This is a genomic window from Aquisalimonas asiatica (genome assembly GCF_900110585.1).
Lineage (GTDB): Bacteria > Pseudomonadota > Gammaproteobacteria > Nitrococcales > Aquisalimonadaceae > Aquisalimonas > Aquisalimonas asiatica.
The window spans coordinates 844,978-860,598 of sequence record NZ_FOEG01000001.1 but is presented as its reverse complement, the minus strand read 5'-3'; the positions used below and the strand labels follow the sequence as shown (position 1 = coordinate 860,598).

The window sequence follows — 15,621 nt, the reverse complement described above, 5'->3', positions numbered from 1 at the left end:
GCGATTTTAAATCGATTAATAGAATGGAAGGTGGGGTATGGCGGACGCGTCGGTAGCGGTTTTGTCCTTTGAGCGACACGGTAGGTTGGCGGTCTCGGGGCGGGCAACGTTCAGTTTCGTTCGTAGCAGACTGTTTCTGCCCGTTTTTGCGGGTGAAATGATGGACGCCGCGAGGTGTTACCCGGTCGGGTTTGTAAAGGAGAGTACGCGATGGGCCGCGGTTGCCATTCTAGGCTTGCGTTACGGGGAGAACATGTTCGTCTCGGACTCCGGTCAATGGTTGGGGCAGTATTTACCGGTGGCCCTGCGGTCATATCCGTTCGTGCCTGTCGATGTTGGTGAGGGGCAGGATGCGAAGACGGTTCTGGGTCTCGTCGAGGGGGACGAACGAGTCGTCGTAGCGGGGCAGGGCGGTACGGATGAGTCCGAGAAACGGTTCTTTGAGGAAGACGGTAACCTGACAGCGTTCACGGGTGGTATGCAACGGCTCATCGGCCAGATCGTGAAGCACCGGGCCCTCACCGGGCGGGTTATCGCGGAACTGGAAGAGCTGGGACTGCTGGCTCCGTGGAGGCTGCCTCTCCGGGAGGAGGGGTCGGACAGGTCGGTGAATGTGGATGGGGTTTACTGTGTGGACGAGCACGCATTCGAACAGCTCTCCGATGAGGCGTTCCTGAAGCTTCGCCGTACCGGAGCTCTACCTTTCGTCTATGCGCACCTGATGTCCACCGGACTGATCACGCGGCTGGAGAACACGTTGGACCCCGTGGAGACAGGCGCGGACGATGATGCGCGCGGGGCGGGGCGTTACGGATCAGAGGCGAACAGCCTCTTCGAGTTTTATTGACGAGGGCGTCGCCGGCTGGCTGGCGGATCGCCTCCGTCCCGGCCGGAACACCTTGGTCACTGATCCGACTGGCCTCGGAGTCAGGGCCAATGACCAGGGCGTCCGGCCGAAGGCGCGGACTCTGTCAGTGGTACCCCTCGCCGGCGCGTACCTTGCCGCGGAAGACCCAGTAGGTCCAGGCGGTGTAACCCAGGATTACCGGCGTGATGAACAGCACGCCAAGCAGCAGGAACAGCTGACTTTCAGGCGCTGAGGCGGCATCCCAGAATGTGTGCTCCGGCGGCACGGCCAGCGGCCACATGCTGATCAGCAGCCCCGCGTAGAAGGTGATGAACAGCGTCAGCGTGGCGATGAACGGAATCCCTTCGCGACGCTTCTCGATGGCCTGCCACAGCCACGCCGCCGCGGCGAGGGTGACCAGCGGGAAGATCCACAACCACTCGATGTTGCCGAGCCAGCGCTCCATGACCCGGGCCTCGGCCAGCGGCGTCCAGATGCTGATGACGGCGAAAAACAGCATCACCGCGCCCAGCATCCAGCGCGCCACCGAGTAGGCCCAGTCCTGCAGCGCGCCCTCGGTCTTGAGGATCAGCCAGGTGGCGCCGAGCAGGGTGTAGCCGCATACCAGCGCCAGACCGGTCATGACCGTGAACGGCGTGAGCCAGTCCAGCGGGCCGCCCACATAGGTGAATCCGTCCACCTCGAAGCCCTGGATGTAGGCGCCCACCACCGCCCCCTGGGCGAAGGAGGCCACCAGGGAGCCGCCGAAGAAGGACCAGTTCCAGAGATACTTCGAGCGGTTCGCCTTGAAGCGGAACTCGAACGCCACGCCACGGAAGATCAGCCCTGCCAGCAGCAGGAACACGCCGATGTACAACGCCGGCAGGAACACCGCGTAGACCAGGGGAAAGGCCGCCAGCAGCCCGGCACCGCCAAGAATCAGCCAGGTCTCGTTGCCGTCCCAGACCGGGGCGACGGTGTTCATCATGGTGTCCCGGGCTTCCTCGTCCGGGGCGAAGGGGAAGAGAATCCCCACGCCCAGGTCGAAGCCGTCCATGAGCACGTACATGAACACGCCCAGGCCGATGATGGCGATCCAGATCAGTGTCAGGTCAATCAGTTCCATGGTCATCTACCTCCGCACGCCTTCCGGGGTCGCGCCGTCGTCAAAGCTGGTGTCCACGGCGGAGAGCGGGCGCTTGGGCCGCCCCTCCGACGTCTCCGGTGTGTGCTCCAGGGCTTCCGGGCCGGCCTGGATCAGGCGCACCAGGTAGTACAGTCCGGCAGCGAAAATGACCGCGTACACGGCGATGAAGCCGATCAGGCTGAACAGCGCCATCCACCCCGTGAGCGAGGGCGTGACCGCCTCGGAGGTGCGCATGATCCCGTGGATCACCCACGGCTGGCGGCCGATGTCGGTGACGAACCAGCCGGCCAGGACCGCCACGAAGGGCAGCGGAATCATCCACGTAAAGACCTTCAGCAGTCTCGGTGACTCGTACAGGCGTCCACGCAGCCGCTGCACCAGTGCCACGGCGGCGACCGCGATCATCAGCAACCCGATGGCCACCATCACCCGGAAACTCCAGAACACCCAGCCCACCGGCGGGCGGTCCTCGGGCGCCCACTCCTTGAGGCCGGGCACTTCGCCCTGCAGGTCGTGGGTGAGAATGAGGCTCGCCGCGTTGGGGATGGCGATCTCCAGGTAGTTGCGTTCGTTGGCCGCGCTGGGAATGGCGAACAGGATCAGTGGAGCGCCCTGTTTCGTCTCCCAGGCCCCTTCCATGGCGGCAACCTTCTCCGGCTGGTGCTCGAAGGTGTTCAGCCCGTGCAGGTCGCCGACCACGAGCTGCGCCGGCGCGATGAAGGCAAGCAGGACAACCGTCATGCCCAGCGCTTTTCTGTTGATGTCCGGCGCCCGCCCGCGCAGCAGATACCAGGCACTGACCCCCGCCACCACGAAGCCGGCGGTGAGGAACGAGGCCAGGGCCATGTGGAAGAAGCGTGGCCAGAGCGACGGGTTGAAGATGGCCTCGCTCCAGGAGGTGACGTAGATCAGACCGTCGCGTATCTCGATCCCGGCAGGCGTCTGCATCCAGCTGTTGGCGGAGAGGATCCAGAACGATGAGATGAACGTGCCCAGGGCCACCATGCAGGCGGCGAACAGGTGGACCCCTTTCGGTACCTTGTCCCGGCCGAACAGCAGCACACCCAGGAAGGTGGCTTCCAGGAAGAAGGCGGTGACCACCTCGTAGCTCAGTACCGGCCCGAGGAAGTTCGCGGAGGCGTAGGAGAACGCACTCCAGTTGGTGCCGAACTGGAACGCCATGACGATACCCGAGACCACACCCATGCCGAAGATGACGGCGAACACCCGCGTCCAGAACCGGGACAGCCGGGCGTAGACCGGGTTGTCAGTGCGGTAGAAGAGGCCTTCCAGGGTGGCGATGTACGCCGCCAGACCGATGGTGAACACCGGGAACAGGGCGTGGAACGACACCACGAAGGCGAATTGAATGCGTGAAAGCAGAAGTGGATCCAGTTCCATGACGGCCGTGCACTCCACAGTTGAAGGACGGCAGTATTTTGCGGTGCGTCATGGCGCTGGTTGTTGATGCAGATCAACCAAAGAGATAGTCCCCAAGGGGTACACGATGGCCGATCGCTCCGGGGTCAGTCGGCGCGCTGATACATCCAGTGCCAGGGCTCGAAGATCAGCCCGTTGTCGTTGTCTTCCGGGTACGACAGGGCGAAGCAGAACGCCTCGGCGTGCGCCTCAAGCCACTCGAAGGCGTCCGTCTCCGCGAACTCGCGGGTCAGCCCCGGCCCGCCGGGAGTGGCGATGTCGATGGCATCCCCCGTGTGGTGTTCGCTGAACCCAGGGGCGGCACTGGTGCGCAGGATGTCGGCGATGGCCTGGCCGTTGTCCAGGCGCCGGCTCAGCAGTGTCGTCTGCTGGTAAACACTGCGGAAGGTGGACGCCGGGAACAGCTCCACGCCGTCCATGCGCGCCGCCGCCTGCATTCGCAGCCAGGCACGGGCCGCGTCCGGACTCATGAAGAAAGCCCCGCGGCGCTGGTCGATGGCAATCAGGCGCAGCTCCTCGGCCTGGGGTTGCATCGGCAGCCCGGTGCGCTCCGTGTAGTCGGCGGGGACGTCAAGCTGACGGTGCAGGCCATGGACCAGCGCCTTGTAGCCAGCGTCCGGCGTTTCCAGCGCAGGGGATTCACAAGCCGGGTCGGCGGCCAGCAGCGCAGGTGCCACCAGACCGATCAGCAGTAGAGGTCGATAATCAGGCATTGTACGAGTATCCGTCAGCCGGTGGTGCGTCGTCCGCGAACGCAGTCACGGATGGACCATGGGACGCTTGCGGGGTTCGGTCCCTGGCGACCATCCGCTGGCGCGGCGGGGCTCCTGAAGGCGAGCACGGGCCTTGAGTTTCCATGGACCGCGCCGACACTCTCCTATGGGTGCGGGAAGCACGACGGACGCGAATCGCCCCGGCCGGGCTGACCGGGCATTGTCAAGGGGCAGGGGTTCTGCAACGCTAAAGGACAAGGGTTCGATCCATAATTGCGGCGATCACGAATCAGAATGCGCCCGCGTGCCGTCCGCGGAGTGCGATGCCGCCAACAAGCTGAAACCAGGGCGTCTGCCGGGTGGGGCGTGGGCATGCACAGACTCACAGGTGCCCACGACGGCATTCAGGGGGTGAGTGGATTGGACGCGGAAAGGATGAGCCTGCCGCGACTGACGCGGTGGACGGATGGCACGTTCGTCAGCCCGTTGCTGATCGTGCTTCTGCTCCTGCTGGCGCTCTGGGTTGTCGTTCTGGATGGCGGCACGCCATCCGCCTATGCCCACTTCATGTATGCACCGACCATTCTGGCGGCCTATCGCTACCGTGCACTGGGAGGGGCTCTGTGCGGCTTCTTCGGTGGCTTTCTGGTGGGGCCCGTGGCGGCATGGATTGCCACCGGTGATCCTGCCACGGAGCTGAGCTGGGTGGTGCGTGCCCTGTGGATCAGCGTGGTGGGTTTTACACTGGGGGCATTGTTCGAGTACGTCAGCCGGCAGAGCGGGCTACTCGAGCGGCAATGGCATACGGACACCGGCACCGGCCTGCCCAATCTGCCTGGCCTCAGGCGCCTCATGGCGTCCGCGCAAGAGAATGACACCGGCCACGAGGGGGGTGAAGTGGTGGCCACCGCGTTCAAGGTGGTGAACTACGATGCCCTGGTCGGCAGCTTCGGTTATAAGGGCGCCGACGAGATCATGCACGCCCTGGGGCAGCGCGTGTCCAGCGGGCTGCCGGGATCGGCAGTGCTGGGGCGGACGGCCCCGGATGACCTTGTTGCGCTGGAGCGCGTGCCGCGTGGCAACGACGTCTCTGTGACGCCCCAGAGCCTGCCGTCGACCCTGGAAATCGGGCACATGCAGGTCTATGCGGACATCGCCGTCGGCTACGCCAGCGCCGCATTACCACTGAATCACCCGGATGAACTGCTGCGTCAGGCGTCGGCGGCGGCCGGGCGTGCGCGGGACCGGGGTCGGCGGATGGACATCCACAACAGCCATGATGAGCAGGAACGCCGACACGCGCTGCACTTGCTGGCCCAGGTGCCGAGGGCACTGGATGCGGGGGAAATGTACCTCGTCTATCAGCCTGAGCTGGACCTGCGCACCCGCACGGTTGTTGGCGTCGAGGCACTGATCCGCTGGAACCACCCAGAGTACGGGCTGGTATCGCCGGACCAGTTCATTCCACTGGTGGAGGGGACGGCGCTGATCGAGGATCTCACCCACTGGGTGCTGGATCGGGCCGTGCATGACAGCCAGACCTGGCAGATCGACACGGCGCCGAGGCTGGCCGTGAATATCTCCAGCCGTAACCTCATGAGCCCGGCGCTCATCGGCCACGTCCGGGACCTGTTGGCGCGCACCGGCTTCCCGGGTGATCGGCTGGAGCTGGAGGTCACCGAGACGGCACTCACCGAGGTGGAGCACGCCCACCACGAGCTGCTGGCGGAGCTTCGCGGTATGGGCGTGCGCATCGCCATCGATGATTTCGGTACGGGCTACGCATCGCTGGCTTACATTCGCAAGCTGCCGGTGGATGTTCTGAAGCTGGACCGGTCGTTCATCCAGGCCGCTCCGGACCAGCTCAAGGACCACCAGATGCTGCGGCGAATCGTGCAGATCGCCAGCGATCTGCAGCTCAAGGTCGTGGGCGAGGGCGTGGAGGACCGGCGAATGCTCGATCTGCTCGCCGACCTCGGCTGCGATCAGGCGCAAGGCTATTTCATCGCACGGCCATTGCCCTCGGCTGAACTGGGCGCGTTTCTGAACGACGCCCAGGGGCTGTCTCGGGTCCAGAGGCCCGGTGATTCATGACGGTTAGCCACCGGTCGAGCCCAGTGATATGACGCGTAAACGCCGTATTATTGCTCTTCTCGCCGCCGCAGTCTGTGGTGGGGCACTGCTGTGGGCCACCACACACTGGGTGATGGTGCCCCGGGGCGAATCCGACCCGGCGGCCACGACGCCCCCTGAGGCGCTGACGCCGGACCTGGACGGTGAGCGCCTGGTATTCCTGTCCGTGAACACCGACGTGGCGGCGGCGCGTCTGCTGGCGTCTTGGTTCCATGAGGACACCGGCGCCGTGGTCAAGGTGCGGGAGGTCGCCTATGACCGCATGCTCGACGCCGTTCTGGACGACGTTCACGCCGCGTCGCCCCGGTACGACGTGGTGGAGGTCTGGTATCCCACGATCGCGCGTCTGGCGGAAGAGGGCGCGATTCGCGAGCTGAGCGCTCTGCTCGACAGCTACGCCGAGGTCATCCGGCCAGGCGATTTCCTTGCGCCCGTCTTCGAGGCCTACGCGGAGTACGACGGTGGCGTCTGGGCCATGCCGTACGACGTGGACATTCAGCTGCTGTTCCACCGGCAATCCCTGCTGGCGCGGCATGGCCTGGAGGCTCCCGAAACCTGGTCCGAGTACCGGCATGCCGCCCGCGTCATCACTGAAGCCGAGCGGGGTGACGGTGTCTACGGTGCCGCGACCATGGGTTACCCCACGGCCATCATCAACGTCTCCCTGTTTCTCAATCGGCTGTCGGCCTACGACGGGCGATTCCTCGATGCCGTCGGGCAGCCGCAGCTGGATTCCGACGAGGCGGTCGCCGCTCTGGAGGAGGTGGTCGAGCTCCTGCCGTACGCCATGCCTTCGGCTCTCGAGACGGACTACGAAGTTGCCCGGGATGCCTTTCTCGCCGGGCGCGTCGCCCTGGTGGAACAGTGGTCGGATGTCGGCGTTTCCGCGAACGATCGCCGTTACTCCACCATCGCCGGGGACTGGGGTGTGACGCCCCTGCCCGGGGTCGCGAAGGGCGAGGGCGCCGGGGCGACCCTCAACGCCGGATTCAGTCTCGCCGTGTCGAGCGTGGCACCGAATCCCGATGCAGCAGAGGCGTTTCTGCTGTATGCATCATCGCCGCAGATCCAGAAACGGCTCAACCTGTCGGGCACCGGCATCGACGTCGGGCGCCGCTCCGTGCTGGATTCGGCAGCCTTCCGCGAGCGCTTCCCCGAACTGGCAGACGCGGTTGACGCAGCCTTCGCAGGTGATGTCACGCGCTGGCCCGTGCTGCCCGAAACGCCGGAGCTCATGGCGGCGCTGTCGCGCCATATTGCCCGCGCAATGGCGGGCGACGTGGAGCCTGCCGACGCCCTGGCCGAAGCACAGGCGGACTGGGAACGTCTGCTCGACAACGATCAGTCGGAGACCGTCGGTGAGGCGACACGGTGACGGCCCCACGATTCAGTCTCTGGCACAAGATCGTGCTGCCCGCAGTGGTGTTGGCGATCTGTCTCAGCGGCGGCCTGCTGCTGGTCGCCCTGGTCGCGCTGCAGAGCGCCAGCGAGGAGATGGAGCGCCAGGGCAATCGCCTGCTGGAAGAGCAGACGGAGCGTTTCCTCGGCAGCCTGATCGGCGGTGTCGTGGATGGCGCGGATGCCAGTCTCAATCTCACCCGCGAGGCCCTCACCATGCGTGCCCGGGGGGAGTCCATTCGGGACCCGTCGCGGGTGCCCGAGTTGCTCGACTCCATGGTTCAGGCCAGCGATCTGGTGATCGCGGCACACTACCAGCGAGCGGATGGCGAAGTCGTCCCCTGGTTGAGCAGCCCGAATGATGACGATGACCTTGCCGTGCACCTGAAAGCCGTCGCCCGGTCGCAGACCATCGCGCCGTCGCAGGTCATCTGGCCGGCGCCGCGGGAGAGCCATTCTGCACGGGTGGGCGGGCTGGTCGTGGATCCGATGATCGCGGTCCACGGTGACGATGGCACGGGCTACCTCTCGGCCACCGTGTCCATGGGTAAGCTGGCGCGCAATCTCAACCGGCGGTTGCCTCTGCCTGCGAGTTACTTCTTCATCATGAACGGGGAACGGCAGCTGGTCGCGGCGACACCGCACAGCCGGCTGGAGCTGGCGTCGGCCGAGGCGTTCCGGGAGCGTGGCGTCATTGACCTGTCCACCTCGGCCTCGCCATCCCTGGATCGCGCCCTGCGCCGCATGGCCGATGGTCAGGCCCTGATGGAGCGCGTCACCATCCGCGGTGAGGACAAATACATCGTCTATGAACCCATGGCCAGTGCCGACTGGCACGTCGGGCTGGTGGTCCCGGTCTCGATTGCGCAGCAGGTCTCGGGTGAGCTCGTGGAGGTGCTGGATCGCGGAGCCGAGCACGCATTGCGGACCATGGCCGTCTGGGCAGCCGTGCTGCTGGCCGGGGTGATCCTGCTGACGACCCTGGTCGCGCGCCGTATCGCCGCACCCGTGCAGCACGTCTCAGAGGTGGCCGAGGATATCGCCCATGGCAATGTCGGCCGCCGGGTCGTGGTGCGCGGATCGGACGAAATCGCCCGGCTGGGCCATTCGTTCAATACCATGGCAGATCAGCTGCAGGGCTTTATCGGCAGTCTTGAAGAGCGGGTGCGGCAACGCACCGCGGAGGCGCGTGACGCCCGCGCGCGGGTGCAGCGTATTCTCGAAAGCTCTCCGGTCGGCATCGCGTTCATCGATGCTACCGGCGTGATTCAGGAGTCGAACGCCGAGTTCCTCCGGCTTGTCGACCCGGCTGGGGTCGGGCACGCACCCCACTCTTTTCGGTGGCACGACCTGCTGCGAGACGACTTCAACCGCGTGACCGACGAGGCGGAGAGGACGTTCGCGAAAGGTGAAGCGTACGACACGGTGGTGACGATTCACCGGGCCGACGGTACGGCCTTCAAGGCGTCACTGCGCGGCGCGCTGGCCCATGCCGGTGATCCGCACGGCGGCTTTATCGTTGTGCTTCAGGATGTCAGCGAGCAGAAGCGTCTGGAGGAGAGACTGAGCTGGCAGGCGAGCTACGACCAGCTAACCGGCGTGCTCAACCGCTGGCGGTTCCAGGAAGTGCTGGAGGAGGGCGTGGCTTCTGCCCAGCGCGACGACCGCGTGTTCTCGGTGGCACTGGTGGACGTCGACCATTTCAAGGGCATCAACGACCGCTATGGCCATACCGTTGGGGATCAGGTGCTCCAGGAGGTGGCGGCACAGCTCCAGGGCGCGCTCCGGGAAACCGACAGCATCGCGCGCTGGGGTGGCGAGGAGTTCGCCCTGTTGCTTGCAGAAGCCGATGAGGCGCTTGCCCGGCAGTGTGCGCAGCGACTGTGCGAGCACATCGCGTTGCTGCGGTTCGGGGGTGGCCTGCGCCTGACCATCAGCGCGGGCGTCGCCGTGTACCGCGCTGAAGATGGACCGGACGAACTCATCCAGCGGGCCGACGAAGCGCTCTACACCGCCAAGCGCACGGGCCGCAACCGCGTGGTGTCGGCGGAGTGAGGCTGTCGCAGGTTCGGCTGTGCTTTGGGGCAGGCGTGTCATTCGGCCCCATGCCTTGGGCCAACCTTTGTTCATGTCAGGTGACTGGCGACTATCGACCCTGAGCGGACCTCCGCACCATATCCGCCAGTGTCCGCTGTTCAGCAGCGTGCAATGCACGCCGTCAAATGATTGAATAGTACGAACTACAACTATCGCGGTGATCTTCTGGTACGGTGCAAAGATTTCTTCAGCGGTGCAGAATCTGGTCGCGGTGCTGACTTGGAGCACCGACTGAGTCATCGTGAACGCCAGAAATCTAAGATTAGGTCATCTCTTGGCTTGTTAAAAAAGGATGCTGAATCGATGAAAATGAAAGAATTTTCACAATCTCCAGCCGTAAGGTCGACAGGCCGACTGTAGGTTTCCAAGCCGCAGCCAATTCGCAGCTCGAATATGTCGCTTACACGGTGTGACGCCAAATTCTTCGAACGTTGCAAGGGCATGTAGAGGCACGCCGGCTCGATGCGTTTCCTGCTAGATACTAATATTCTGATTCCGCTTGAGGACTCAATGCTTCCGCTTGAGCCGAGCTATGCGCGTTTTGTCCAGCTGGCGCACCGTCACGGCCATCAGCTGATGTATCACCCCGCATCGGAACGTGACATCAGACGTGACGGAAACGAGACTCGGCGGCGCAAAACGTTGGAGAGACTCACTAAGTATGACTGCTTGAAAACCTCAATAGTATGTCCATGGAACGATGTTGGTACCAAACCTAACGACGCTTGTGACAACGAAATTCTTTATGCCCTTCATTGCGATGCTGCTGATTACCTCGTTACGGAAGATAAGGGGATACACGAGAAGGCGCGCCAAAGAGGCCTCTCCTCACGGGTTCTTGCCATCCAGCTTGCCGAAGATCTACTGCTGCGGTTGCATGAGCAGGCGACCATTACCCTGCCGCATATTGATCAAGTGCCATTACATGACCTCACGCCCCTGCTGAATGGAGACTTCTTCGATAGCCTACGTGAAGGCTACGATGGGTTTGAGGATTGGTTCAGACGTAAAGCACGGGAGCAGCGTCAGGCTTGGGTGTACTGGGAGGAACCACAGCAGGAGCTCGGTGCGCTGTGCGTCTTCGACCAACAGCGAGATGAAGTGATTACGGACGATGGACAGGTTGCGCAGGGAGACGCGCTCAAGCTCTGCACATTCAAGGTTGGAGAGACCTCCCGAGGCAAGAAGGTTGGCGAACTTTTCCTAAAAATGGCGTTCCGTTACGCCACGGCCAATCAGCTTCAGACCATATTTATTCATGCAGATCCAAGCCGACACAATTATCTTGTCTCACTGCTAGAGGATTTCGGGTTCCTCCATGTGGGTGCGTACAAAGGCGATGCCGTCTATGCCAAGGCGCATCCGGTAGAAGTGCCCGCGGATCCTGCCGCACTAGAACTAGGCCCGCTGGAGTTCCATCGGCGCTACTACCCGCACTTCCGTTCAGATAGAACGGTGGCAAAATACATCGTTCCGATTCGCCCGGAATTCCATAGGGTGCTCTTCCCGGACTGGAATCCGAGAAGAATGTTGCAGGGCTCCCTGTTTTCAGGGTTTCTGCCAGAGAACAGCGCTGGGAACGCTATCAAGTTGGCTTACTTGTGCCACGCACCGACGAAACGAGTAACCGAAGGAGACATTGTTTTGTTCTACAGGTCACACGACGACCGAGCTCTCACAAGCATTGGTGTGGTAGAGGAGTATCATACCCTTAATGATGTGAACGCGATTGCTCGAGCGGTTAGCCGAAGGACCGTGTACGACATGAAGGATATAGCTGAAATGGCGAAGAAAGAAACCCGAGTCATGCTGTTTCGGCTTGTCGGACATTTTGATGATCCCGTTCCCCACAACTGGCTCCAAGACAATGATATTGTGAAAGGCAGTATTCAGAGTATCCAAGGGTTAGATAACGCGGAATTCCAGAAGGTGATGGCACATGTCGGCATGTAGTACCGTTCTCATCTCCCTGCGTCCCCGACATGCAGAAAAGATCCTGTCCGGAGAGAAACGCCTAGAGTTCCGGCGTGTATGGGCCACGAAGCCAGTGTCTAATATCGTCATTTATGTAACGGCTCCCGTTCAGCGCATTGTTGCAGTGGCCGACGTAGGGCGGGTACACGAAGGCGCCCCTGGAAGGCTGTGGGCTTTAGCCAAAGAGGCGGGGGGTGGCCTGCTTCGGCGAGAGCTGTACGCCTACTTCAAAGGCCGAAAAACAGGCTACGCAATAGAGCTCGCTAATGTACGCCGATGCATCTCTCCGCTTAATCCCTGGGAAGTTATCCGTAATTTCAGACCGCCGCAGTCTTTTCAGTATCTTACTCCGATGCAACGGGACATTATCCTGCAATCTTTAGGCAGTGGCACCCGGGGCCAAGTCATCTTCGTGGCGGGTATACATGGTGTGGGGAAGACTAGTTTGTGCGCGGCGATAGCTGGTCAAGAGGGAATGCAGCACCATAGCGCCGGCCGAATTATTCGCGACGAAGATGCGGCCGCGTTATCGGGCGAGACGAAGGCAGTCAGCAACATCAATCACACACAACGCCTATTGGTGAATGGTGTAAACCGCATCCGTCAGGGAGAGCGAGCTTTGCTGCTCGACGGGCATTGCGCTCTAGTCAACGGGTCTGGACAGGTGGAAGCGATAGGGCAAGAGGTGTTCGACGCACTTGATCTCGCAGGAATTATTCTGGTCTATGATTCACCTAAACGCATCTATGAGCGACTGGTTGCACGCGACTCGACATCGTTCACCGTTGCTACGCTGACGAAGCTGCAGTCGGTTGAGATCGCGGCTGCCGATGCCATAGCCCAAGGATTAGGGATACCGATTATTCGAGTTCGCGCCGCTGATAGGGCTAGCATTGAGAAGGTTCGCGCTAGAATTTGGCGAGAGCTAGAACTTAAGTCGAGCCCAGTTTAAACAGGCGGTGTTCCGCCTTTCATTCGCGACAAGTGGTCTGTTCTCTCGGCGTCAGAACAAAAAAAGTTCTGTGGCCATGCCGACAAAGGGTAGGTATCTGGCCTTCACAATGATCGAATCATCGTGAAGGCGATTCATTCACTGTTAACCATATGATCGCGTATTTCGTACCATTTGTTGCAGTTGTCGTGCTGACCGTTCTAGCGAGTCAGTCGGCGGAAGTCGCACGTCAGCGCGACGAATTACTTCCGCTCCTCAACTTTGAGCCGTTCGTTTATGTGCTTTTTGTGGGGGCTGGTGTTTCGCTCATTGTTTCGCACCGTTCCCGTATACCAGAGATTTTGGGAACCGCCCTCGTTGTTCCGTTTTCTGGGGCGCTTACTGGGTGGGGTGCAGGTCTCACTATTGTGGAGTTGCTGTCAGGGCACTGGCAAAACGTCCTAGTCGGTATTTCACTGTCGATTTTAATGGCTGTTATCACGCTTGCGCCTGTTTTCATTGTTGGCCACGCTGCAACATTCACAGCCGACGTGCGGGACCGCTTGTTCCGAAAGCCACTGCATGTGGGGCTGGCGCATCTTATGGCTATATCCTTGGTTGTTGGCGGCCTAGTCGGTCTATGGAGTGTGTATGGTTAACCAGTCGGTCAACCGGACGCCAAAAGCGTACCGCTTTTGGTTCCCTACGCTAGCGCTTCGGCGCCGGTTACCTTCGCGGTTACTGGGGATCAAAGCGGACGCTCAATGGCTCAGGTGTGGGCGTCCACTCCGGGTCGGACAGCGTCCTTCCATGGACGCGACCACACCAGAGGTATCGCTAGACTTCGGTTTGTTCCGACATCTCGAGTGCGTCGTCCACCTCGATCCCAAGGTAGCGGACGGTGCTTTCCAGCTTTGTATGGCCAAGAAGTAGCTGCACGGCGCGGAGGTTCCTAGTGCGCCGGTACACCAGGGTCGCCTTGGTTCGGCGGAGCGAATGGGTGCCGTACTCGGCAGGGTCGAGCCCGAGCTGGGTAACCCACGATTTCACGATTCTTGCGTACTGTCGGGTGGAGATGTGCGGCGAGCCGTGGATTCGGCTCGGGAAAAGGAAATCCCCGGATTGCAGATGGGCCGCGTCGACCCACTCCTCGACAGCCCGTCGGGTATTAGGAGTGAGCTCGAACTGAACAGGTCGCCCCGTCTTTTGCTGGATCACGGCTGCTCGTTTCAGTGCTCTCCCGCCGTGGACGACGTCTCGGACCTGGAGACTCACGAGATCACAGCCTCGGAGCTTACTGTCGATCGCAAGGTTGAACAGAGCAAGCTGCCGCGTGTTGTTGTCTAGCTGGAGTCGGATGCGGATTCCCCAGACCTCCGGGAGTTTCAGAGGTGGCTTCGGGCCGATCAGGTGGCCTTTGTTCCAAGGGGCGCAATCGGGGGCACGCTGGCGGGGCGGGTTGGCGGTGGTCATGGCTCGATATCTCCGCAGAGGGTGGGAGATTAAGCATTGACCATAATGTGCTCTCCCGCCGTGATCGAGCAGATGCAGGACCTGGATTCAACGTGCTGAGACTGACCAGTGCCGGCAACTCTGCATAACGGCAACGACTCGTCTCTTTGGTGACCCAAACACTCGGGGGTACACTGAAGCGGTAGATACTTGACGAGGACGAGACTCGTGGCGACGCCCAAAGAACAGATGGTTAAGGTCATTGAAGCCCAGCCAGAGGACAGCTCCTACGATGAGATCCTTCGGGAGCTCGCGTTCGCGAGGATGATCGACCGCGGTCTTGCCGATTCAGACAGTGGACGCACGATCAGCAATCAGGAGATGCAGGAGCGCATCCGGTCGTGGCAGAGCTGAATTAGACGAGGGAAGCGCAGCGTTGGCTGCAGGACGTTCATGACTACATCGCCCAAGATGATCCCAGCGCCGCTACTCGCGTTGTTCAGGGTATCTACCGGAAAGCGCAGATCCTGACCGATTTTCCGGAGATCGGGCACCGCTACGAATCCCTACCTGGTCGGGAGATTCGTATCCTTCACTACGGCCACTACCGCATCGCCTACTTGGTCAGGGGAAACGAGAGCATCGACATCCTCGGTGTATTCCATGGAGCCATGGATATTCACCGCTACCTCACGTGACAAGTACCCGTGAACCCGATCGACGGCCGGAAATCGACCCGTACGGGACAGTGGCCGGATCAAAACGGGCGTCCGCTATCGTTCCCAAGTCTTGATATCTCCGCGGATACGGTGAGCGGCCGCGAAAGCGGCTACACGCAGAGCTTTTCCATAGAGACGAGGCTATTCCGGACAAGCCGTCGCTGTAACCGCCTTCTCGACACCTCGGCTATACATTTATGTCAATTCTTTCAGGGAAATACGTTCCATCTACTCTCTTCAGGTCTTCAAGAACTGCATCCAATCGGGCCGTATCCTCTCCAATATGATTCTGGAAGGCGATAGTTTCTTCAACCTGACCTAAAAGATCTACCCGATGATTCCCAATAGCGTCCGGATCATAGTCGTATTGCTGAAGAATGTGTGGAGATATAAAGGGGGCAACACCAACACCCTCAAACTCGCCTGATTTTATTAAATCATTGAGTTCGTTAATTGAAATATCACGCAAATCCACCTGTTTTGCACTTTTTGTAATAGCTTCTGAGTTGCCATCGACACTTTCCTTTTCAACTGGCGGCAGATTTCTTCCGCTTTGAGGGTTTGAGGCGGCAAAATCTTGCCCAATCGGTGCGATATTCATGTCATATACTCCGGTTGTGACCCAGGGAGCCAAATATTTGCAGAAAATGTGCCACGCAAGACGAAAACCTGTTCCTTCGCTTCTTCGAGCTGGCGGATACGGCTATGCCCACAGATCAACGAACAAGGTGTCAGGTCGAGAAGGGGGCTTCTTCATCAGTCCCCTGCCT

13 protein-coding genes and 1 pseudogene are annotated in these 15,621 nt (G+C 61.2%); 9 read left to right on the top strand and 5 right to left on the bottom strand.

What is annotated here, in order from left to right; genetic code table 11:
• Window positions 1–37: 37 nt before the first annotated feature.
• Window positions 38–847 carry a SapC family protein gene (locus tag BMZ02_RS04020; RefSeq protein ID WP_091640104.1) on the top strand — a complete coding sequence of 270 codons (810 nt, stop codon included), beginning with the start codon at window positions 38–40 and terminating at the stop codon, window positions 845–847.
• A gap of 124 nt (window positions 848–971) precedes the next feature.
• Here the strand turns inward: BMZ02_RS04020 and cydB are convergent, their stop codons facing one another.
• From cydB to BMZ02_RS04005, 3 genes are all read right to left on the bottom strand, one after another.
• A complete protein-coding gene (gene cydB, locus BMZ02_RS04015; RefSeq protein ID WP_091640411.1) occupies window positions 972–1,973 on the bottom strand; it encodes a cytochrome d ubiquinol oxidase subunit II in 1,002 nt (333 codons plus the stop codon).
• Window positions 1,974–1,979: 6 nt separating this feature from the next.
• Window positions 1,980–3,395 carry a cytochrome ubiquinol oxidase subunit I gene (locus tag BMZ02_RS04010; protein ID WP_091640102.1) on the bottom strand — a complete coding sequence of 472 codons (1,416 nt, stop codon included), beginning with the start codon at window positions 3,393–3,395 and terminating at the stop codon, window positions 1,980–1,982.
• 125 nt (window positions 3,396–3,520) lie between these two features.
• The gene (locus BMZ02_RS04005) at window positions 3,521–4,147 is read right to left on the bottom strand and encodes a M15 family metallopeptidase (RefSeq protein ID WP_091640100.1); all 627 of its coding nucleotides are present in this window, start codon (window positions 4,145–4,147) and stop codon (window positions 3,521–3,523) included.
• Between the two features lie 372 nt (window positions 4,148–4,519).
• Between BMZ02_RS04005 and BMZ02_RS04000 the strand changes: the two genes are divergently transcribed.
• From BMZ02_RS04000 to BMZ02_RS18720, 6 genes are all read left to right on the top strand, one after another.
• Window positions 4,520–6,241 carry a putative bifunctional diguanylate cyclase/phosphodiesterase gene (locus BMZ02_RS04000; RefSeq protein WP_171909796.1) on the top strand — a complete coding sequence of 574 codons (1,722 nt, stop codon included), beginning with the start codon at window positions 4,520–4,522 and terminating at the stop codon, window positions 6,239–6,241.
• 28 nt (window positions 6,242–6,269) lie between these two features.
• On the top strand, window positions 6,270–7,655 hold the full coding sequence (locus BMZ02_RS03995) for an extracellular solute-binding protein (protein WP_091640097.1): 1,386 nt from the start codon (window positions 6,270–6,272) through the stop codon (window positions 7,653–7,655).
• Window positions 7,652–9,733 carry a sensor domain-containing diguanylate cyclase gene (locus BMZ02_RS03990; protein ID WP_091640096.1) on the top strand — a complete coding sequence of 694 codons (2,082 nt, stop codon included), beginning with the start codon at window positions 7,652–7,654 and terminating at the stop codon, window positions 9,731–9,733. Before BMZ02_RS03995 ends, BMZ02_RS03990 begins: the two co-directional genes overlap by 4 nt.
• Window positions 9,734–10,237: 504 nt before the next feature.
• Window positions 10,238–11,728, top strand: coding sequence for a PIN domain-containing protein (locus tag BMZ02_RS03985; protein ID WP_091640094.1), 1,491 nt, complete (start codon window positions 10,238–10,240; stop codon window positions 11,726–11,728).
• The gene (locus BMZ02_RS19330; RefSeq protein WP_091640092.1) at window positions 11,715–12,701 is read left to right on the top strand and encodes an AAA family ATPase; all 987 of its coding nucleotides are present in this window, start codon (window positions 11,715–11,717) and stop codon (window positions 12,699–12,701) included. The genes BMZ02_RS03985 and BMZ02_RS19330 overlap by 14 nt, the downstream gene beginning before the upstream one ends.
• Window positions 12,702–12,853: 152 nt before the next feature.
• Complete coding sequence (locus BMZ02_RS18720) at window positions 12,854–13,339, top strand: hypothetical protein (protein WP_139209139.1); 486 nt, start codon at window positions 12,854–12,856, stop codon at window positions 13,337–13,339.
• A 178-nt stretch (window positions 13,340–13,517) separates the two neighbouring features.
• Here the strand turns inward: BMZ02_RS18720 and BMZ02_RS03975 are convergent, their stop codons facing one another.
• Window positions 13,518–14,153 carry a tyrosine-type recombinase/integrase gene (locus BMZ02_RS03975; RefSeq protein ID WP_091640090.1) on the bottom strand — a complete coding sequence of 212 codons (636 nt, stop codon included), beginning with the start codon at window positions 14,151–14,153 and terminating at the stop codon, window positions 13,518–13,520.
• A gap of 207 nt (window positions 14,154–14,360) precedes the next feature.
• Between BMZ02_RS03975 and BMZ02_RS03970 the strand changes: the two genes are divergently transcribed.
• Window positions 14,361–14,546, top strand: coding sequence for a hypothetical protein (locus BMZ02_RS03970; RefSeq protein WP_091640088.1), 186 nt, complete (start codon window positions 14,361–14,363; stop codon window positions 14,544–14,546).
• Window positions 14,547–14,563: 17 nt separating this feature from the next.
• A pseudogene (locus BMZ02_RS19360) lies at window positions 14,564–14,830 on the top strand (type II toxin-antitoxin system RelE/ParE family toxin); the annotation flags it as partial.
• 208 nt (window positions 14,831–15,038) lie between these two features.
• Here BMZ02_RS19360 and BMZ02_RS18715 read toward each other — a convergent pair.
• Window positions 15,039–15,452 carry a hypothetical protein gene (locus BMZ02_RS18715; protein WP_139209138.1) on the bottom strand — a complete coding sequence of 138 codons (414 nt, stop codon included), beginning with the start codon at window positions 15,450–15,452 and terminating at the stop codon, window positions 15,039–15,041.
• Window positions 15,453–15,621 lie beyond the last annotated feature (169 nt).

Coding starts and splice junctions, on each gene's coding strand:
- BMZ02_RS04020 (WP_091640104.1), top strand. CDS start 38: ATGGCGGACGCGTCGGTAGCGGTTTTGTCCTTTGAGCGACACGGTAGG.
- cydB (WP_091640411.1), bottom strand. CDS start 1,973: ATGGAACTGATTGACCTGACACTGATCTGGATCGCCATCATCGGCCTG.
- BMZ02_RS04010 (WP_091640102.1), bottom strand. CDS start 3,395: ATGGAACTGGATCCACTTCTGCTTTCACGCATTCAATTCGCCTTCGTG.
- BMZ02_RS04005 (WP_091640100.1), bottom strand. CDS start 4,147: ATGCCTGATTATCGACCTCTACTGCTGATCGGTCTGGTGGCACCTGCG.
- BMZ02_RS04000 (WP_171909796.1), top strand. CDS start 4,520: ATGCACAGACTCACAGGTGCCCACGACGGCATTCAGGGGGTGAGTGGA.
- BMZ02_RS03995 (WP_091640097.1), top strand. CDS start 6,270: ATGACGCGTAAACGCCGTATTATTGCTCTTCTCGCCGCCGCAGTCTGT.
- BMZ02_RS03985 (WP_091640094.1), top strand. CDS start 10,238: ATGCGTTTCCTGCTAGATACTAATATTCTGATTCCGCTTGAGGACTCA.
- BMZ02_RS19330 (WP_091640092.1), top strand. CDS start 11,715: ATGTCGGCATGTAGTACCGTTCTCATCTCCCTGCGTCCCCGACATGCA.
- BMZ02_RS18720 (WP_139209139.1), top strand. CDS start 12,854: ATGATCGCGTATTTCGTACCATTTGTTGCAGTTGTCGTGCTGACCGTT.
- BMZ02_RS03975 (WP_091640090.1), bottom strand. CDS start 14,153: ATGACCACCGCCAACCCGCCCCGCCAGCGTGCCCCCGATTGCGCCCCT.
- BMZ02_RS18715 (WP_139209138.1), bottom strand. CDS start 15,452: ATGAATATCGCACCGATTGGGCAAGATTTTGCCGCCTCAAACCCTCAA.